Consider the following 20618-nt stretch of genomic DNA (forward strand, 5'->3'; position numbering starts at 1 on the left):
TTCTGCAATATAAAAAGACCTTGACTATTAAATCAAGGTCTTTTTTTGGCTAAAATTAGTCAGCCTTATATGTGGCGTTTAGTACTCTTGTTGCATTTGATGATGAGCCATTACTTTTTGACAGATGGATTCTTGTAGATACGCCAACGCCTGTGGTATGCGGTCTTTTAGGGTATTTAGTGTATGGGTGGTGGCCAAAGCGTGGGCATTGGGCAGGCCAGTATAGCCATCGTGAGTGGGTATGGTGTATTCTTCATCGCCAAAATCAAGGCTAATGAGCGATTTGGCAGTATTTTTGTGTAGAATATTGACATTGCCTGTTAGGACAAAGTTGGTGGATTCATCTTTGATGCTTTGGGTTGGGTTTGTGGTGTAGATTGCTTGCGTATCTTTGGCAGTATTGGTAAATTGTAGGTGCAAAGCAAGGGGAAAATCATCGCAAACAATGACGGTTGTACCACTGATTTTGATGTGTGTGGCAGCTTTAATGGTGTCATCAGGTAAGCTTAGCCAACGACAGGCGGTCTGTGCTGTAACTTTTTCGTTCATCATCTTAAGCATGGACAAATCAAGAGGTCTGTCAGCTTTGATGTCATCGCTTAGGCTGTCATAATGTGCCAAAAACATCATGGGTAGATCTTTTTCAATGATGAATTTATCAATCTTGACATTATGTGTGCGAAAAATAAATTCAGGTTCGGTGAGTATTTCTTGCAGGATAAAGCAGCTGTCGGTCATAAAGGCTAGTTGTATTAAAAATTAAATTTACTATACCATAAAATTTTGTTTTTCGCTAAAAACAGATCGGTTTTTGTAAAATAATTTTCATTGTGCGTATTGAGATTTATGCTACAATGATAATAAAGATACATTGGTTATTTATCTTTAAAAACGGAGCTGATGATGACTTATGACAACACCAATATTTTTGCCAAAATCTTGCGTGGTGAGATTCCCTGCCATAAGGTCTATGAAGATGACAAAACGCTGGCTTTTATGGATGTGATGCCACAGGCGGTGGGTCATGTGCTTGTGATTCCTAAGTGTGAAGCGGTGGAATTGACCGATTTGCCGTGTGAGTATGCCTGTGCAGTATTTAAAACAGCTCAAAAGGTAGTTCATGCTCAGCGTCAGGCCTTGGGTGTAGATGGCATCGTTCAGATGCAGCTGAATCACGCCAAAGCAGGACAAAGCGTATTTCATTACCATATGCACCTAATTCCTACTCACATTCATGAGCTGGGTAATCACGCAAGTGCTATGGCAAATCAAGATGAATTGGCACAGCTTGCAGCCAAGATTTGTGCTCACATTACATAATTTTATCTTTGCTATCTTTGATACTCTTTGTGGTATAAGGGTGTAAAAATTGTTTGTTCATTTCGCTATCATAACAGCAGATGAACGGACTTAAAAATCAAAAACGCACAGTGATAATACGGTGCGTTTTGTTATTAGTGGGGCTGATTAACCCACAAATGCACGCTCAACCACATAGTCGGCAGGCACGCCCATGCGTGGTGAGATGGTCAAGCCAAATTCATCTAAAATGGTACAAGTATCACTATTCATCGCCATGCTACCACAAATCATCACACGGTCATCGTCTTTATTCATGGGGGGTAGTCCGATGTCTGCAAAGAGCTTTCCTGACTTGATGAGATCGGTAACACGCCCTGTGTTTTTAAATTCATCACGAGTTACGGTTGGGTAGTAGATGAGTTTTTCACGCACCCATTCGCCAAAGATTTCATCGTTTGGTAGTTCATTTTCAAAAAAATCACGGTATGCCAAATCCTGTTCATGACGCACGCCATGCACTAGAATTACTTTTTCAAAGCGTTCGTACACTTCAGGTTCACGAGTGAGCGATAAAAATGGAGCCAGTCCTGTACCTGTGGCAAGTAGGTATAGGTGCTTGCCAGGCAAAAGGTCATCTAATACGAGTGTGCCTGTGGGTTTTTTACTGATGAGTAACTCATCGCCTACTTGGATGTGTTGTAAGCGTGAGGTTAGAGGTCCATCTTGAACTTTAATTGAGTAAAATTCAAGCTCCTCAGCCCAAGCAGGGCTTGCGATAGAGTAGGCACGCACAAGCGGTTTGCCATCTACCATTAGACCAATCATGGCAAATTCGCCACTTCTAAAACGCAAGCTATCACTACGAGTGGTTTTGATGGTAAATAGGCTGTCTGTCCAGTGATGAACATAAGTAACTGTTTCGCTGATGAATTTTGACATGGTGAAAGTCCCAAAATGATAACAAGTGTTGTTTTTTGCTAAATTTTACCACAAAATCAGCAGAATAAGAAATCTGTGCTATGATAGCGACATTTGAAATGAACTGTTATTAACTTTTTGGCATAAGCACTGTTAATTTTAGCATAAACCATCCAAATACGCCATGAATCGCATTACTTCACATACGCTACCCATCATCGGTTATCATCACTCCCCCTTGTCCCAAAAGTTTGGTGTTCCTCGGCAACCAAACCTTGTCGCTGTTAAAAGCCATATTGATTTTGTTGCTCCGTATGCGATATCTGACGCTTTTGTTGGTATCGAGCGATATAGTCATTTGTGGATTTTGTGGCTCTTTCACCATAATAAAGGGCAGGCAAATTTTCGTCCGCAAGTGCGTCCACCACGGCTAGGCGGTAATGAGAAAATTGGAGTATTTGCCACACGCAGTATGTACCGACCATCAGCAATTGGGCTGTCGGTTGTGCAGTTTGATAGATTGGAAGTGATTGATAATCAAGTGATTTTACATATCATTGGGGCGGATATGGTAGATGGTACACCGATATTGGACATCAAGCCTTATTTAGCATTTGCTGACAGTGTGAGTGGAGCAAAGGGTTTTTCCAAACCGACTGTTCGGTCTGTATTGTGGAGCAATCAAGCTGAAACGGATTTTATGTATTTTTTACAAAGTAACGCACTGCGTTTAGATGACCAAGTCATTATTACCAAGCTGATTGCCCAAGACCCACGAGTCGCCTATCGTCAGCACGAAACAAATCTTGTATCGGTCATGCAATATCGGTGCGTTGATATTAACTTTTATATGAATGATGATGGTGCTATGGTGATTGAGTGTATTAAAAACAGCCAAGTTTGCCATGACACATGAAAATCCATGCTTAAAAAATAGTCAAATGGTAGAAAATTTGCTATAATTTTAGGTTATTTTATTAAAGCCATCATTAAATTTGTAAGGTAATTATCATGGAAATCGCCCCATATCAAGACCAAATCAAAGACTTAGAAGCTCGTGGTAAAGAGCTTTGGGGGTATCTTTGACGTTGAGGGTAAAAAAGAACGCCTAGAAGAGGTTAATTTAGAGCTAGAAAACCCTGATATCTGGAATAATCCTGAACTGGCTACAAAGATTAGCAAAGAAAAATCAGTACTAGACGGCATCGTTGGCACGGTTGATGGTTTGTCGGTGCGACTTGATGACGCACGAGCGATGTTGGAGCTGGCTGTTGAAGAAGATGACGAAAGTCTACTCGCCGATGTGCAAGCTGAGTTGGATGAAGCATTAAAGAGTGTAGAGGATTTAGAATTTAAACGAATGTTTAGTGGTGAGATGGACGCTAATAACTGCTATCTAGACATTCAGGCAGGTTCTGGCGGTACAGAAGCTCAAGACTGGTCGGAGATGCTGTTGCGTATGTATTTGCGTTGGTGTGAATCGCATGGGTTTAAAGCAGAGGTGTTGGAAGTGTCCGAAGGTGGTGTGGCAGGAATCAAGTCAGCGACCATCGCAGTCAAAGGTGATTATGCTTTTGGTTGGCTTCGTACAGAGATTGGCGTACATCGCTTGGTGCGTAAATCACCTTTTGATAGCAATAATGGTCGCCATACTTCGTTTTCAGCGGTGTTTGTTTCGCCTGAGATTGATGACAATGTTGAGATTGACATCAATCCTGCAGATTTACGCATTGATACTTATCGTTCTAGTGGGGCGGGTGGTCAGCATGTTAATACCACAGATTCTGCTGTGCGTATCACGCACCAACCAACAGGCGTGGTCGTGGCGTGCCAAAATGAGCGTTCTCAACACGCCAACAAAGACACGGCGATGAAAATGCTGCGTGCAAAATTGTATGAATTAGAAATGCAAAAACGCATGGAAAAACAGCAGGCTTTAGAGGATAGTAAATCTGACATCGGCTGGGGAAGTCAAATCCGCTCTTATGTGCTTGATGATTCACGCATTAAAGATTTGCGTACTGGTGTTGAGACTTCCAATACTCAGGCGGTACTAAACGGCGATTTGGATAAATTCATCGTAGCGAGTTTAAAATCTGGGTTGTGATTAAACTGTTTTATTGCTAGGAAAAAGCAGTTGATTAAACTTAATAAGCCTGTCATAAATTTTGATATTTTTGGGTTTATTTTGGGTGGTTTTGTGATACAATCATATCCACCAAGTTTTAGGTTAATTGAAAAAACATAAGGAGACAGATATGTCTATTGAACGTATCCGCAATACATCGTTGCGTGAAAAAGTAATGAGTGCTGAGCAAGCCGCCGAGTTTGTCAAGGACGGCATGAACCTTGCGATTACTGGTTTTACAGGTGCAGGTTATCCAAAGGCACTACCAACAGCGATTGCCAATAAAGCTAAAGATGCTCATGCCAAAGGAGAAAAATTTAGCATTGGTATGGTAACAGGTGCATCTACTGCTCCAGAATGTGATGGCGTGTTGGCAGAGGCGAACGCTGTGCATTTTCGTTCACCTTTCCAGTCTGACCCAACTTTGCGTAACAATATCAATGCGGGTAAAACTGCTTATCAAGACATGCATCTGTCGCATGTAGAACAACAGATGCGTCAAGGTTTTTATGGTAAATTTGATATCGCCATCATTGAAGCAGCTGCCATTACTGAAGATGGCAAGATTATTCCTGCCATGGGTATTGGACATGGTGTTGAAGCTGTTAAGAACGCTGAGAAAGTCATCATTGAGATTAATGCGGCGTTGAGTGAAGGCTTGGAGGGTATGCACGATATTTATGCTGAAGTCGGACTACCACCGCACCGCAAACCAATCCCTATCGTGGGTGCATTTGATCGTATCGGTACACCTGCTCTAGATTGCGATAGCGATAAGATTTTGGGTATCGTGCTGACGAATGCTGGCGATCGTAACTCTAAATTTGCTGAGCCTGATGATGTTTCAAAAGCCATCGCCGCCCAAGTTATTGATTTTCTTGATCATGAAGTTAAGGCTGGTCGTTTGCCTAAGAGCTTACTGCCTTTGCAATCAGGCGTGGGGAATGTCGCTAATGCGGTGATGGCAGGTCTGCTAAATGCACCATTTGACGATTTGGTAGGCTACACTGAAGTTCTACAAGATGGTATGCTTGATCTAATTCTTGCTAAAAAGATGAAATCAGCATCTGCTACCGCCTTATCATTTAGCCCTGATGCGTTGGCTCGTTTTAATGAGAACATTGAGTTCTTAAAAGACAAGATTATTTTACGCCCGATGGAAATCAGCAACAATCCAGAGATTATCCGTCGCTTGGGTGTGATTGGCATGAACTCAATGATCGAGGCGGATATTTATGGTAATGTGAACTCAACACATATCATGGGTACTAAGATGATGAACGGTATCGGTGGCTCTGGCGACTTCACTCGCAATGGTTTCTTCTCGTTCTATGTCAGTCCATCAACTGCTAAGGGCGGGGCGATTTCTGCCATTGTACCAATGGTTAGCCACCACGACCACACCGAGCATGATGTGATGTTTATTGTAACAGAGCAAGGCATGGCGGATCTGCGTGGTAAGTCTCCTCGTCAGCGTGCTAAACTCATCATTGATAACTGTTCACATCCTGATTATCGTGATATGTTGCGTGATTATTATGACCGTGCTGAAAAAGCAGGTGCCTTGCATACACCGCACCTACTACTAGAAGCATTATCATGGCACCAACGCTTCATTGAAACTGGTGATATGCGTATCAAGTAATCAGACAGCTTGGATGATATCCATAAAAATACGGCGGTTAATGACTGCCGTATTTTTATGTCGCAGTAAAAGTCTATACGCTATAAATAATAAGATTAGAAGTCATTGTATAAACTTTATGAATCCGGCCGGCATGATTAAACCGTCTAAAGTTGTAATAGTTAAAAAAGCACCTACCGATGTGATGGCAGGTGCTTTTTGCTTGCTTTATTGTGTATTTTTTAGCGTTCTAGAATGCAAGTTACGCCTTGACCGCCAGCAGCACAGATTGAAATCAACGCACGCCCTGAGCCTTTTTGTGCCAAAAGTTTGGCAGCGGTAGCCAAGATACGACCTCCTGTGGCGGCAAACGGGTGTCCGGCAGCAAGACTTGAGCCGTTCACATTAAGCTTGCTACGGTCAATTGAGCCAAGTGGTGCGTCAAGCCCTAAGCGATGTTTGCAGAATTTTTCATCTTCCCATGCTGCCAAAGTGGACAGTACCTGTGAAGCAAATGCCTCATGAATCTCATAAAAATCAAAGTCTTGCAAGGTCAAGCCTGCACGCTGTAACATTTTGGGTACGGCATAGGCAGGTACCATCAACAACCCTTCGGTAATACCGTCTTTGCCGATGAAATCTACCGCCGCTGTCCGCTGATGGGTGATGTAGGCAAGCGGTTCATAACCATGTTCTGCTGCCCAGTCATCGCTAGATAGTAATACGCATGATGCACCGTCAGTCAGTGGTGTGGAGTTGGCAGCGGTCATGGTAGGGTTGATATTTTTCTTACCAAAGACAGGCTTTAGACTGGCGAGCTTATCAAGTGTGGTGTCAGCACGCAGGTTGTTGTCTTGAGTCAGCCCTTTGTAAGGGGTGATTAGGTCGTCAAAAAAACCTTCATTATAGGCACGAGACAGGTTTTGATGGCTATCAAATGCCAATTTGTCTTGTTCGGTGCGACTGATGTTCCACTCTAGAGCGGTGATTGCTTGATGCTCACCCATGGATAGGCGAGTTCGTGGTTCGCCATTTTCAGGGAATGCAAGCAATTTTTTTGGATTGATGGTGCTTAGAGCTGCTAGGCGAGCTTTCGTGTCTTTGGCGGTGTTTAGGCGTAAGAGTGACTTTCTAATACCATCACCTAGAGCAATCGGTGCGTCTGAGGTGGTGTCTGTGCCACCTGCAATGCCACTATCAATGATACCAAGGGCGATTTTATTAGCAACCGCAAAAGCAGCCTGTAGCCCTGTGCCACACGCTTGGGAGATGTCATAGGTGGGTGTGGTGGCAGGCAGACTGGTGTTTAATACAGCTTCACGAGTTAGGTTCAAATCTCGACTGTGCTTTAAGACTGTACCAGCCACAACTTCGCCAATCTCTTTATCTGCCAGATTAAAGCGACTAACCAATCCTTCTAGGGTGGCACTGAGCATATCAATATTACTGGCATCAGCATAGGCACCGTTTGAGCGGGCAAAAGGAATGCGGTTTGCACCTAAGATGGCAACTTTTTTAATGGTCATAAAAACTCCTTAATAATCGGTTTAAAGAAATTAGCTTAGTAAATAAAGCTAGATTAGCATTATTTTATAAAAAATGGAAAGATTGACTTAATTTGTAACAATAATTTTTATAAGATTAAATTTTGCAAAATAATAATTTGATCAGAGAGGCGGGTGCATGTTTAAGATTTCTTGATGAAAAATCTAGGGGTTTTTGGGTGGCATAATGGTTTTTTTATGTTAGAATGGGTAATTTATTATTGATAAATTCATTCATGAAATGGAGGGGTAAAGCTATGAGCGACCGTTATGGTGAGTTGGTTCAGTCATCTTTGGGAAGAAAAGTTGCCAAAAATCTTGGTTTGCCGTTGCCGATTAAGCTGGACCGTTATGAAGCAGGTCAACCTGTTATTCGTGGTGAAGTTGCTTTGGCGGTATCAGTTGGCGATGATACTTTGGTGGCGGATGCTTTGCAGGATATTTTGGTAAAACTTGATGCCAAAATCACCACACAACAAGACTTACATACCAAGCTAAGTGATGAGAATGCTCGCTTTAAGGTGGCGATTTTTGATGCGACAAATATCAAAAACACCGATGAGTTAAAGCAGGTGTATGAGTTTTTTCACGCCATCGCCAGACACATCAAATCTTCTGGGCGCATTGTCATCATCGCTCGTCCGTCATGTTGTACAGGTAGCGATGTGGGTTTTGCTTTGGCTCAAAGAGCCTTGCTTGGTTTTACCAAATCAGTTGCCAAGGAATTTAAAAAAGGCATTACTGCCAATGTCATTTATACACAAGTGGGAGCAGAGGCTCATCTTGAGCACGCATTAAGATTCTTCTTGTCTGCCAAGTCCGCTTATGTATCAGGTCAGCCCATCACCTTGACTGTGGGCGGTCAGGTAGATACGAGTGATTTTGATGATGCAAAACCGTTGGCAGGCAAAAAAATCCTTGTAACAGGTGCGTCTCGTGGTATTGGTGCGGCGGTAGCACAGGTTTTAGCAAGAGATGGTGCTAAGTTATACTGCTTAGATGTGCCACAAAGCCTAGCAGAGCTTCAGGTAGTGGCAGGAAATTTGGGTGGTCAAGCCTTGCCACTTGATATTACCAATGAGAATGCTGCTAAAGAGATTTTGGAACAATGCGGTGTGCTAGATGGCATTGTTCATAATGCTGGAGTTACTCGTGATAAGACTTTGGCAAATATGAGTGAAGATAAATGGGATTTGGTGTTAAGCATTAACCTAAAGGCCATTCATACCATCAATGAGTATTTGATTGCCAATGGTGGGGTGAGTGATGTTGCACGCATCGTCTGCGTGTCATCAATCTCAGGTATTGCAGGTAATTTGGGTCAAACCAACTATGCCATGAGTAAGGCTGGTGTCATCGGTTTGGTAGAGGCAACAGCACGGACATTTGACGGTTCAAATAAGACCATCAATGCGGTTGCACCAGGATTTATTGAAACTAAGATGACCAGTCTTATTCCATTTGCTATCAGGGAGGCAGGACGGCGTATGAATTCTATGAGTCAAGGTGGAGAGCCTGTGGATGTGGCAGAAACCATCGCTTGGCTACTATCGCCTAAAGCATCAGGCTTAAATGGTAATATTGTACGAGTCTGTGGTCAAAGCGTGCTTGGAGCTTAATGTTTTGTTGAGTTTTGAGATATTTATCAGCCAAACGGTCTAAAAATATGACGGTTTGGCGACTTAAAAATCCTAACAATTATATTGCAATATAACGATTGTTGATTGCATTTTATGTACATGAAGGTATCTTATGGCAGAACAACATTTTAAAGAATTGCCAAAAATGCACACCACTTATGCCAATGTTATCAAAAGTTTGATTCCTATTGGCGATAATAAGGCAAAGACTTTGCCTGAATCGATATATCAAGTGGATCATCTGGCCATTGATGAGCAGAATTTAAGAGAGTATCGTAAAATCTGTGGGTTCATCAATGACGGTCGTGTACCACCAACTTATTTTGCGGTGTTGTCGCAGACTTTGCAGATGAATATGATGGCAAAGCCAGATTTTCCCTTTGCCATGCTTGGCTTGGTGCACATAGAAAACAGCGTAACACAGCATCGCATTATTTATGATAGTGAAACGGTGTCATTATCGGTGCGTATTGCTAATTTAAAGGCACATGACAAGGGTCAGCAGTTTGATTTTATCACCACGGTTAGTATCCAAGATGAGCTGGTGTGGGAAGGGGTATCAACCTACCTTTCACGCCAGAAAAAAACTGCCGAAGAGCGAGCTCGTCCAAAGACTGTGGAGACGCCAACCCCTAGACTTGAGCCGGACGATAATCATTGGGCGGAGCTGATTAACATTCCTGAAGACATTGGTCGTAGATACGCTTTTGTGTCTGGGGACTTTAATTTGATTCATTTGCACCCTTTATCTGCTCGTGCCTTTGGCTTTCCCCGTGCCATTGCACATGGTATGTGGTCAAAAGCAGCAAGCATTGCTCAGTTTCACGACTTACCTAAGGCTTATCGTGTTGATGTGTCATTTAAAACCCCAATTTTTTTGCCATCTAAGATAGACTTTGTGGCTCGCACAGAAACAGATGGTCGCAGTTTTGCCTTGTATGCTGCAGGGACTGACAAACCGCATTTATTGGGTCGCATTACTTTTTTATAGTAAGTCTAATGTGTAGACATGAATAAAATGGCATAAAAACAATCAAAAAACTGGATTGATGTTCAGTTTTTTGATAAATGCCCATAGCAAGTTGTCTTGTTAATTTTGGGTGGTTTGACTAATGCAGATTTTGAGATTTGAGATAACAAGAGTGATGTATGGCAGATTGGCAGGTTTTTAATGGGGTGTTGTCAGCCCTGCAATTTGATGAGTCGCCCGCAGGTGGTGTGGTTGTGGTTTATCAAGATGGTCGTGAGATAGTAAATGCTTCTGTGGGTCATGCTTTGCCCCAGATGGCATGGCAAGATACGGTCTTGTCAGTGAACTTCTCCATTGGGAAGGGGGTGTTGGCGACATTAGTGGCGGTATTGGTATCTAAAGGATTGTTGAATTATGATACACTGATTAGCCATTATTGGCAGAACTTTGCCAATAATGGCAAGCAGAGCATTACTTTGCGTCAGATATTAACTCATACATCAGGATTGTTTAATATCACGGCTTTGACGCAGTCGGTTGATGACTTGTTGGATTGGCAGGCGATGGGCAGGTTGATTGAAAATATGCCTATTGATACACCACGAGGACAAGAGTTGCATAACTATGCCAGTGCATACAGTGCCTTGGTGTCTGGGTGGGTGATAGGTCATACCATTGAAAGGGTGCTTGGCATGAAGCTACAAGCAGTGCTTGATGAATATTTGGCTAAGCCACTTGGTGTAGAAGGGCAGTTATACTATGGTGTACCTGATGACAAGGTACACTTAATCGCCAAGCCTGTGCGTTATTTTGATGGTCTACAAGGTGTCAAAAGAAAGCCTGTGCTAAAACCAGATACGCCGATGGTGTTACAAAGTCTAAGCAAGATGCCTGCTGCTGCCATTTGGCGAACGGCATTAAATGGAAATGATATGACGACTGCCAATATCAATAAGCTATATTTTGGCACTTCCAAGATGAATCTGGCAAATTATAAGAATGCCTTGATGCCCAACGGTAGAGATGGTATTGAGTATCATCATACCGATGTATTAAAAGCTGTTATCCCTGCCGCCAATGGCGTCTCTACCGCTCAAGCACTTGCTAGAATATATGCAATGCACGCTAATGACGGTGTGTGGCAGGGGAAGACTTTGATTAACTCTGAAGTTTTGGCGGATATGAGGCGAGTGCAAGTTGATGGATTTGATGCTGTCATGCCTGCTAATATGCGATGGCGAACAGGCTTTCACCGCTTGTTTAGCCTACAAGATGTAAGCGAGGCATATGGGCATATGGGCTATAATGGCTCAGTGGCATTTTGCGATCCTAAGCGTCGCTTGTCAATGGCATTCATTCATAATTTTGATACAACCATGCTCAATGATGTACGACAATTCGCCTTATCTGAGATGGCAATTCATCTAGCATCTCGTTAAGGCTTGATAATCCGTGGATTATATAATAAAATAATCTCTTTAATTTTCAAAAAAAGACTACTTATGAATACAGAACCTGCCATCAATGTGATGATTTCTCAAGAGGAAATTGCCGTTAAAGTCAAAGAACTGGGTGCTGCCATCAATGCTCACTACGCCAATAGCGATAAAGCGTTAATTTTGATTGGACTTCTGCGTGGTTCGGTTATTTTTATGGCGGACTTATGCCGTGCGATTGACAAACCACATGAACTTGATTTTATGACAGTGTCAAGCTATATCAATAAAACCACTGTATCAAGTGGTGATGTCAAAATCCTAAAAGATTTGGATAGCGAGATTGCAGGCAAGGATGTGTTGATTGTGGAAGACATCATTGATTCAGGACGCACTCTATCAAAAGTGGTAGAAATCCTAAAAACTCGCAATCCAAACTCCATTGAGCTGTGCACTTTGGTTAGTAAGCCATCACGCCGTGAAATTGAGATGGATGTTAAGTTTTTGGGTTTTGAAGTTGAGGATCGTTTTATTGTAGGCTATGGCTTAGATTATAATCAAAAATATCGCCACATTCCTTTTATTGGTGAGATTGGTCTTTGAACTAAAGATTGATTGTGTGCCTTATTTGATTAAAAATCATTGGTATCATTCAACCTACTACTAAAGTATACCCTGTCATCATGATGGGGTTTATTTTTTTATGGCTTGTGTTGTGCTGATGAGTTATGGAAAAGATTGAGTGGTAAAAGATATCAATGACCGTATTTTGATGGTTAATTTTTCTTATTTAGACTATCACATCAATGACTTAATCCATGTGCAATGCAAAAAATAAAGGAGAGATTGTCGTCTCTCCTTTACTCTCAAGTTTTGGGTATTTATTCCACTTGACTGACATCTCTTACCGCTCCTGTGTCAGCACTGGTGGTAAGTGCTGCGTAGGCTCGTAAGGCTTGTGATACTTTACGCTGACGATTAACGGGTTTGAAGGCTTGCTTACCTTTTGCTAGCATTTGTTCACGACGGCGGGCAAGTTCATCATTGCAGACATCAAGATGGATAGACCGATTTGGAATATCAATAATGATGGTGTCAAATTCTTTTACAAGGGCAATGTTGCCACCTTCTGCCGCTTCTGGGCTTGCATGTCCGATGGATAACCCCGATGTGCCACCGCTAAATCTGCCGTCTGTCAATAAGGCACACGCCTTGCCTAGTCCTTTTGATTTTAGATAGGAAGTTGGGTATAGCATCTCTTGCATACCAGGTCCACCCTTTGGCCCTTCGTAGCGAATAATGACAATATCGCCTGCGACGATTTGATCTGCCAAAATCGCTTCTACTGCACTGTCTTGGCTTTCAAATACTCTTGCACGCCCTGTAAATTTTAAAATGCTTTCATCTACGCCTGCTGTCTTAACCACGCAGCCACGAGTAGCAATGTTACCAAATAGCACCGCCAAACCACCATCTTGACTGTATGCAAATTCTTTACTGCGGATACAGCCACTTTCACGATTGACATCAAGATTTGACCATTCTTTGTTTTGGCTAAATGCTTGTGTGGTGCGAATGCCGGCGGGGGCGGCGATGTAGAGATTCCGAGCATCTACATTGTCAGGGTTCATGATATCCCATTTGTTCAGTGCGTCTTTTAGCGTGGCACTATGCACCGTTGGCACATTCGTGCGTAACAACCCTGCACGGTCAAGCTCGGCTAAAATCGCCATAACACCCCCTGCACGATGCACATCTTCCATGTGGTATTTTTGTGTGGCTGGAGCAACTTTAGATAGGCAGGGTACTTGACGGCTAAGATGGTCAATATCTGCCATTTTAAAGTTTACGCCTGCTTCGTGTGCTGCTGCCAGTAAGTGCAAAATCGTATTGGTACTACCACCCATAGCAATATCAAGACTCATCGCATTCATAAAGGCATCTTTGGTGGCGATAGAGCGTGGTAAAATGCTGTTATCGCCTTGTTCATAATGGCGTTGAGCGAGCTTGACTATCATTCTGCCAGCTTCCAAGAACAGCTCTTTTCTTTTGGCGTGTGTGGCAAGTAGTGAGCCATTACCTGGCAAGGATAGCCCCAATGCTTCGGTTAAGCAATTCATTGAATTGGCGGTAAACATACCAGAACAAGAGCCACAAGTAGGGCAGGCTGACCGTTCAACGCTCATCACATCTTCATCAGAAATTAAGTCATCGGCAGCGTCAATCATGGCGTCCACAAGGTCAAGTTTACGCACTTTTTTGCCGTCATCGGCGGTGATGGTTTCATGTGTGGTATGCCCATCTGCCAATTCACTTGCCAAGACTTTACCAGCTTCCATCGGGCCGCCAGAAACAAAGATGGTAGGTATGTTCAGACGCAAGGCTGCCATCAGCATACCAGGGGTGATTTTATCGCAGTTGGAGATACACACCAAAGCATCGGCACAATGAGCATTAACCATATATTCTACACTGTCGGCAATCAAATCACGGCTAGGCAGGGAGTAGAGCATACCACCATGCCCCATTGCAATGCCATCATCAACAGCAATGGTGTTAAATTCTTTAGCAACACCGCCTGTCTTTTCTATTTCACGGGCGACCAGTTGCCCTAAGTCTTTTAGGTGAACATGTCCTGGTACAAACTGGGTGAATGAGTTGGCGATGGCAATGATTGGCTTATTAAAATCATCATCGGTCATGCCTGTGGCACGCCATAAGGCTCTCGCCCCTGCCATATTGCGACCAGATGTAGAAGTTTTTGAACGGTAGGTTGGCATCGTTTATTTCCTTGTTGGCTTGGACTTGGTCTATAGAAGCACGCCAAGTTAGCTAAGTTTATTTGCTTTATTGTAACATTTTTTTAAGGGTTTGTGAGAGCAAAAAGAGTGTTTCTTTTATATGAAAAAGTATAAAAATAAATTATGATTATAAACAAAGTTGCACAATTTTGGCTAATATTTTTTGGTTAATTTTTGCAGAAAATTGTTTTTTGTACCCCTAGCTCTCACAAGGCGTATCTTAGGCTTGGTGAGATGACATAAGAGTGGTCGAAGTTTAACTCCTTGATGGATTATAAAGATTATCTTATAAAAAAAGATGATAGATGGACGCGTGGACGGATTTGCTTATTTACCAAGGCGGATAAAAATGCTTTGGCGTTGCCTATTTTTTAAGCCTTGACATAAAGTTGTTAGATAAAATCTGGTGGTATTTTTGGCATTTTTCTTGAGAAAACTGGGTGGCTGTCTTGTCTGCAATTTGCAAATTATTGCTAAATCTGTTAAATTTGTAAGCAAGGCTAATTAATACAAACATGATGATTGAACTTGTTTGTATTAATTAACTGTTTTGATTGAAGTAATTTAGATATATTTTTAATTGATAAGGATAGGTATGACGACACCAGAACAACCTAAGTCCAGTGCTATGCCTCAAGTTGAGATAAAGCGACTGGGTATTTTTCCGCAGGTAAATGTGCCTGTATTTTTAATATCAGCATTACTGATTGTTGGTTTTATTATTTTTGGGGCGATGTTTAGTGAGTTGGCGGGTCAAATTTTTGGCAAGGCACAAACGCTCATCACTCGACATTTTGGCTTTATGTTCATTATCTTAATGAATGCAGCCTTAGTGTTTTGTGTGTATATATCATTAAGTCGCTATGGCGATATTCGCCTTGGGGCTCAAACAGAAACACCTGAATATAGCTTTGGTTCATGGATTGGAATGCTGTTTTCAGCCGGTATTGGTATTGGGCTACTTTATTGGGGTACAGCTGAGCCTCTGTATCACTTTGTGAAGCCACCTATTGCCGACTCTAGTAGTGTAGAGAGTGCTAAGCAGGCGATGCAGTTGTCGTTTTTGCATTGGGGTTTGCACGCTTGGGCGGTGTACTCAGTGGTGGCGTTGAGTCTTGCTTATTTTCACTATCGGCGCGGCTTACCGCTGTCAATTCGTTCGGTGCTATTTCCATTGATTGGTAAGAATATTTATGGCAAATGGGGGCATGCGGTCGATATTTTGGCGGTGTTTGGTACGATGTTTGGTGTGGTAACCTCGCTCGGTCTTGGTGTGATGCAACTTGAAACAGGACTTGGGCAGATGTTTGGTATTGAACCAAGTCTTGTATTTAAAATCGCCCTAGTAGCAGGCATTACCGCTTGTGCGGCATTTTCTGTGATGGCAGGACTTGATAAGGGGGTGAAACGCCTAAGTGATATCACCATTATTGGTACGCTCATCATGCTTGCCTTTATGATCATAGCAGGTCCAACTCAGTTTATTTTAGATAGCTTTGTGGAGAATATAGGTAACTATGCAGGCAATATCATCACGCTAGGGCTTTGGAATGAAGCCTATATGGATAGCGATTGGCAGGGTGCTTGGACAATCTTTTATTGGGCATGGTGGGTAAGTTGGTCGCCATTTGTGGGTATTTTTATCGCTCGTATTTCTCGTGGTCGTACCATTCGTGAGTTTATTTTTGGTGTGCTATTTGTGCCGATGCTCTTGTTGTTTTTGTGGTTTACGGCCTTTGGTGGCGTGGCGATCAATATGGAGTTGTCTGGAGATTTTGGTTTATCAGCGGCAGTGCTTGCTGATTCAGGTAGTGCGATTTTTAAATTTATTGAATATTACCCATTTACGCAAGGCTTGGTGGTAGTAACACTGGTGATGATTGTGCTGTGGTTTGTAACCAGTGCAGACAGTGCCAGTCTTGTGGTGGATATGCTAACTGCAGGTGGTAACACCAATCCACCAAAAATCCAAAGACTGTTTTGGGTAACATCAGAAGGCATCATTGCGGCAATCTTGCTAGCAGCAGGAGGGCTTTCGGCGTTGCAAGCAGCAGCGATTGTGGCAGGACTGCCCTTTGCTCTTGTTATCTTTGTGATGATGTACTGTCTGATTCGTGGACTTGGGCGAGATCGTTTGACCTTATACCGTAATAACCAATGGTATATTACCGAAGAGTCTGCCGAGCATAATAGTGCTAACGAGATGGTGGATGAGCATCTGTTACCAGGACCGCCTCCAACCACAGAAAAAGCAGACTAATAGCAATAAAAAAATCGGACCTATTTGTCCGATTTTTTATTTTATTTTTTAGTTGCGATCCTAAAAAATTAAACAGTTGTTTGGCTATATTTGTATATGTTGATAGAAATTAAGGAAGGTCGTTAGACAATGCAAAACTTAATTAACGCAAGATTATATCTACAATAGTAGAAATTAAGGAAGGTCGTTAGACAAGGCTGGCTAGAGATGCACTTGGTGCATCTACAATAGTAGAAATTAAGGAAGGTCGTTAGACGAATTGCTAAAATGCAAGCAGAGCAACTATCTACAATAGTAGAAATTAAGGAAGGTCGTTAGACAAAACGCCATTCCGAGTGAGGAATCGTGATCTACAATAGTAGAAATTAAGGAAGGTCGTTAGACCATTGACTACCACATCACCCTAGATATATCTACAATAGTAGAAATTAAGGAAGGTCGTTAGACATCAAAAACCGCAAAATGGCAAAACGGATCTACAATAGTAGAAATTAAGGAAGGTCGTTAGACGTCGCATTCGCCGAACATGGAGGCCTTATCTACAATAGTAGAAATTAAGGAAGGTCGTTAGACCTTTTGTCTGCTGGGACTTGACATTGGATCTACAATAGTAGAAATTAAGGAAGGTCGTTAGACCAACTAATGCTGAAGGCACAAACAAATCTACAATAGTAGAAATTAAGGAAGGTCGTTAGACCTGTGGATACTGCTATAAAAACTGCTCAGTATCTACAATAGTAGAAATTAAGGAAGGTCGTTAGACTGAGACCGCTCTCTTGCGTCGCTCAAGATCTACAATAGTAGAAATTAAGGAAGGTCGTTAGACAACCATTAACAAAATAGATGGCATAAGATCTACAATAGTAGAAATTAAGGAAGGTCGTTAGACCTATAATGTCATGATACGCAACAAGTTATCTACAATAGTAGAAATTAAGGAAGGTCGTTAGACAAAAGCCAAAAACGGAATGGAATCATGATCTACAATAGTAGAAATTAAGGAAGGTCGTTAGACACTTCTATATAAGCAAGCGACAGAGATCTACAATAGTAGAAATTAAGGAAGGTCGTTAGACTAGGGTATTTGTCTACACTCATCTCAGATCTACAATAGTAGAAATTAAGGAAGGTCGTTAGACGTCATGCTAATGGGCGCAAGCATATCAAAAGATCTACAATAGTAGAAATTAAGGAAGGTCGTTAGACATTTCTTTATAATGGGGGGGCTAAAATATCTACAATAGTAGAAATTAAGGAAGGTCGTTAGACAAAACAGATTCCAATCGTGGAATCGCGATCTACAATAGTAGAAATTAAGGAAGGTCGTTAGACTTCGCTTGATTGCGAATAAAGCGTCTTGATCTACAATAGTAGAAATTAAGGAAGGTCGTTAGACATAAGGCTTGCGTGGGGTCTATAAAAATCTACAATAGTAGAAATTAAGGAAGGTCGTTAGACCGCAAGCCTTATGTAGCAAGGGTTACAATCTACAATAGTAGAAATTAAGGAAGGTCGTTAGACATAGGTTGTAAAATTCCGTTCCAATTCATCTACAATAGTAGAAATTAAGGAAGGTCGTTAGACTAACGGCTAGATAAACTAGCTACTTGTATCTACAATAGTAGAAATTAAGGAAGGTCGTTAGACGTCCAAAAGGGGGTGGTGTAAATTCCAATCTACAATAGTAGAAATTAAGGAAGGTCGTTAGACCCCAAGGAGGCTAAAAATGTGGAACCTATCTACAATAGTAGAAATTAAGGAAGGTCGTTAGACAAAGGGGATTTTGAGCGTGGAATCGCGATCTACAATAGTAGAAATTAAGGAAGGTCGTTAGACCAAAAGAGGTCAAAAATGAAATCTTACGATCTACAATAGTAGAAATTAAGGAAGGTCGTTAGACAACCCAATGAAAAAATCTACTTTACTTAAATCTACAATAGTAGAAATTAAGGAAGGTCGTTAGACCCGTTTTGGGGTATTTTTACTAATTTTTAGCGGATTTTGATTAAAATTTAAACAAATTTCACTCATTTTTACCCCAAAAACTCAAAATTTACAGCAGGAAGACTAAGGTTTGTAAGTTTTTAAATAACATTACAGTACTAATAAATCCTGTGTGCGATGAACAGCATTGCCATAACGCAACACTTCTCGTTCTGTAAACCTAAATATTATAACACTGTCTGCTCCACAAAACAAGGGTTCAAACTCGTGTTTGATTCTTTGGGTAACAATATTTAAAATACGCTCGCTATTTTGGATTTCGTACACTGAATATTGCAAACGGTCGCCATATTCCATCAAAAACTTAGCAAATTTCGTTCGCACCTTATTGTTACTGATATCATAACTGACAATAATCATCAAATCTCCTTATCTTCAAATAAATCAAAACTTGGAAAATCATAATCTTGCTTTTCGTCATTGATTTTCATAAACAAGCGATAATAATCACGAATATAAATAAAAATTGCCTGTTTATGAGTGATGATTGCATTCATTAATATGGCATGATATTCTCGGCTGTGCTGGGTTTTTAAATGGTATTGCAGTTTATTTTGGCCAAAATGTTCTGCCTTAAATTGACCCAAATTAGAAGATATTAAAACTTGCCTATCAATAATACAGCGAAATGGCTCTACAAAATCACATACCAGTGATTTTCTTTTAAACCATAATTGGTGCAATACCCCTTGATAAACATCAAAACCAAACAATCTTAAATTACATTCAATATAATTAAAAAGTAGCGTATAACCCATATCCAAAACCACATTAACAGGATCTAGTTTTAATCTAGGTTTTCTGCCTTGCCACTTAAAATGTTTTGCTTGCATAAAATGATATTTAAAAAACAACTTTGCTGAATTACCCTCAATACCCATTAAAAAATCCAATCGGTCAGCGGTTAAGCAGCGTTCTTGATACTGTTTGAGTTCGTTGATTGCCGTTTTTAGTTCATCGCTTTTTTGACGCAGATTCTTTAATAAAACAATGTGTCCATGAATCTTGCTAAATACAAGCTGATTGGCAAGCGTTTGTTTTAATTTGGCAGTCATGAAATATTGCTTTTGGCGTAATAAGAAATTCGCTTCTGCTGCATGACTGATAAACATCATCGGTCGCAAGCGTTCGTTTAATAAAATGAGGGCTATGTTGTATTTTTGGCAGTAATCAATCGTAACACTTGTTAAGGTTAGATGACCAATGCTGACGATTGCGAGCACTTTATTTTTAGATAATCGTGTTAACACTTCACCATTGTCATCTTTAATGACGATATTGCCTTGTGAAATAACCAGATGTTTTAGTTCGGTATTGGTTAATAAAATTACTTGTCGATATTTTAGATCAGCTTGATTGAGCATCTGTCATCCCTGAAGTCATTTTAATGATAACGAAGTTTGGTCGCATAAAGCAGCATAAATACAATATTGGCATTTGTTTGGATTGATATTACTCAAAATGATACTGGGTTCATAATGACGAATCTTGTTTAAATATGCTTTGAACCATTGTGTTGTCTCATCATTAGGTAGAGCAAGTGGATAATGCTTATTGTCATCTTTAGAATAAAATCCTAAATAATCCACCTTAAATCCCATTTCTATCAAGCAAAAATATTGTGCATAAAGTTGTAATTTATAACCATCATAAATGGTTTTAATCTTTTTCTTGCGTTCAATGAGTTTTTTACTTTGGGTAAAATATTGGTCAATTTTCCCCATTAAACCATACTCTTCTGAATACACAAATATGCCTGTTAAAATATCTTTTTTGGTGCTATAACTGCCGTTATCCACCGTTTCATGGGCTTGTTTGCCAGCGACTTGCGGTGTATCATGATACTGCTCTTCATCTAATCCTTGATAAACATTGTGCAGATAAATAGAATAAGGACAAAAAACAAAGTCGTTTAACTGACTGATATTTAATACATTATGTTCCATAATATCATTTAATTATCCATAAAAATTAGGCTCAATTTTTAAAAT

Annotated in this window: 16 protein-coding genes and 1 CRISPR repeat array; of the genes, 9 read left to right on the forward strand and 7 right to left on the reverse strand. The window is 41.0% G+C overall.

The features are described from left to right. Window positions 1-78: 78 nt before the first annotated feature. Complete coding sequence (locus LU276_RS03290; RefSeq protein WP_284674236.1) at window positions 79-738, reverse strand: hypothetical protein; 660 nt, start codon at window positions 736-738, stop codon at window positions 79-81. 159 nt (window positions 739-897) lie between these two features. Here LU276_RS03290 and LU276_RS03295 point away from each other — a divergent pair, with 159 nt between their 5' ends. Then, a complete protein-coding gene (locus LU276_RS03295) occupies window positions 898-1320 on the forward strand; it encodes an HIT family protein (protein ID WP_284674566.1) in 423 nt (140 codons plus the stop codon). 147 nt (window positions 1321-1467) lie between these two features. Here LU276_RS03295 and LU276_RS03300 read toward each other — a convergent pair whose 3' ends face one another. Continuing rightward, on the reverse strand, window positions 1468-2241 hold the full coding sequence (locus tag LU276_RS03300; RefSeq protein WP_284674237.1) for a ferredoxin--NADP reductase: 774 nt from the start codon (window positions 2239-2241) through the stop codon (window positions 1468-1470). A 172-nt stretch (window positions 2242-2413) separates the two neighbouring features. Here LU276_RS03300 and tsaA point away from each other — a divergent pair, with 172 nt between their 5' ends. From tsaA to LU276_RS03315, 3 genes are all read left to right on the forward strand, one after another. Next, the gene (gene tsaA, locus LU276_RS03305) at window positions 2414-3136 is read left to right on the forward strand and encodes a tRNA (N6-threonylcarbamoyladenosine(37)-N6)-methyltransferase TrmO (protein ID WP_284674567.1); all 723 of its coding nucleotides are present in this window, start codon (window positions 2414-2416) and stop codon (window positions 3134-3136) included. 95 nt (window positions 3137-3231) lie between these two features. Beyond that, window positions 3232-4327, forward strand: a protein-coding gene (gene prfB / locus LU276_RS03310) for a peptide chain release factor 2 (RefSeq protein WP_284674238.1) whose coding sequence is annotated in 2 segments (ribosomal slippage) — window positions 3232-3303 and window positions 3305-4327 — 1095 coding nt in all. Because the reading frame shifts where the segments join, the coding sequence is not laid out codon by codon here. Between the two features lie 151 nt (window positions 4328-4478). Continuing rightward, window positions 4479-5993, forward strand: coding sequence for an acetyl-CoA hydrolase/transferase family protein (locus LU276_RS03315; RefSeq protein WP_284674239.1), 1515 nt, complete (start codon window positions 4479-4481; stop codon window positions 5991-5993). A gap of 221 nt (window positions 5994-6214) precedes the next feature. Here LU276_RS03315 and LU276_RS03320 read toward each other — a convergent pair whose 3' ends face one another. Then, window positions 6215-7498 carry an acetyl-CoA C-acetyltransferase gene (locus tag LU276_RS03320; RefSeq protein ID WP_284674240.1) on the reverse strand — a complete coding sequence of 428 codons (1284 nt, stop codon included), beginning with the start codon at window positions 7496-7498 and terminating at the stop codon, window positions 6215-6217. A 275-nt stretch (window positions 7499-7773) separates the two neighbouring features. Between LU276_RS03320 and LU276_RS03325 the strand changes: the two genes are divergently transcribed. From LU276_RS03325 to hpt, 4 genes are all read left to right on the forward strand, one after another. Further along, window positions 7774-9135, forward strand: a complete 1362-nt coding sequence (locus LU276_RS03325; protein ID WP_284674241.1) for a 3-oxoacyl-ACP reductase — start codon at window positions 7774-7776, stop codon at window positions 9133-9135. Window positions 9136-9268: 133 nt separating this feature from the next. Continuing rightward, on the forward strand, window positions 9269-10147 hold the full coding sequence (locus LU276_RS03330) for a MaoC/PaaZ C-terminal domain-containing protein (protein ID WP_284674242.1): 879 nt from the start codon (window positions 9269-9271) through the stop codon (window positions 10145-10147). Between the two features lie 158 nt (window positions 10148-10305). Beyond that, a complete protein-coding gene (locus tag LU276_RS03335; RefSeq protein WP_284674243.1) occupies window positions 10306-11565 on the forward strand; it encodes a serine hydrolase domain-containing protein in 1260 nt (419 codons plus the stop codon). Between the two features lie 63 nt (window positions 11566-11628). After that, on the forward strand, window positions 11629-12165 hold the full coding sequence (gene hpt / locus LU276_RS03340; RefSeq protein WP_284674244.1) for a hypoxanthine phosphoribosyltransferase: 537 nt from the start codon (window positions 11629-11631) through the stop codon (window positions 12163-12165). 278 nt (window positions 12166-12443) lie between these two features. On the opposite strand, the gene ilvD is transcribed toward hpt, so the two are convergent. Next, entirely contained in the window at window positions 12444-14342 is a 1899-nt protein-coding gene (ilvD, locus tag LU276_RS03345) for a dihydroxy-acid dehydratase (protein ID WP_284674245.1), read from the reverse strand. Between the two features lie 649 nt (window positions 14343-14991). On the opposite strand from ilvD, the gene LU276_RS03350 reads away from it, so the two are divergent. Then, window positions 14992-16623: a BCCT family transporter gene (locus tag LU276_RS03350; protein ID WP_284674568.1), complete on the forward strand. Its 1632-nt coding sequence runs from the start codon at window positions 14992-14994 to the stop codon at window positions 16621-16623. A gap of 92 nt (window positions 16624-16715) precedes the next feature. Then, window positions 16716-18588: direct repeats of the CRISPR family, unit length 36 nt; unit sequence ATCTACAATAGTAGAAATTAAGGAAGGTCGTTAGAC. Window positions 18589-18717: 129 nt separating this feature from the next. Here the strand turns inward: LU276_RS03350 and cas2 are convergent. From cas2 to cas4, 3 genes are read right to left on the reverse strand one after another with little or no spacing between them, the layout of a single operon-like run. Further along, on the reverse strand, window positions 18718-18987 hold the full coding sequence (cas2, locus tag LU276_RS03355; protein WP_284674246.1) for a CRISPR-associated endonuclease Cas2: 270 nt from the start codon (window positions 18985-18987) through the stop codon (window positions 18718-18720). Further along, the gene (gene cas1 / locus LU276_RS03360; protein ID WP_284674247.1) at window positions 18987-19991 is read right to left on the reverse strand and encodes a type V CRISPR-associated endonuclease Cas1; all 1005 of its coding nucleotides are present in this window, start codon (window positions 19989-19991) and stop codon (window positions 18987-18989) included. Before cas1 ends, cas2 begins: the two co-directional genes overlap by 1 nt. Before the next feature lie 15 nt (window positions 19992-20006). Continuing rightward, complete coding sequence (cas4, locus tag LU276_RS03365; protein WP_284674248.1) at window positions 20007-20573, reverse strand: type V CRISPR-associated protein Cas4; 567 nt, start codon at window positions 20571-20573, stop codon at window positions 20007-20009. Window positions 20574-20618: the final 45 nt, after the last annotated feature.

The sequence above is a fragment of the Moraxella haemolytica genome (assembly GCF_030177935.1).
Classification (GTDB): Bacteria; Pseudomonadota; Gammaproteobacteria; order Pseudomonadales; family Moraxellaceae; genus Moraxella; species Moraxella haemolytica.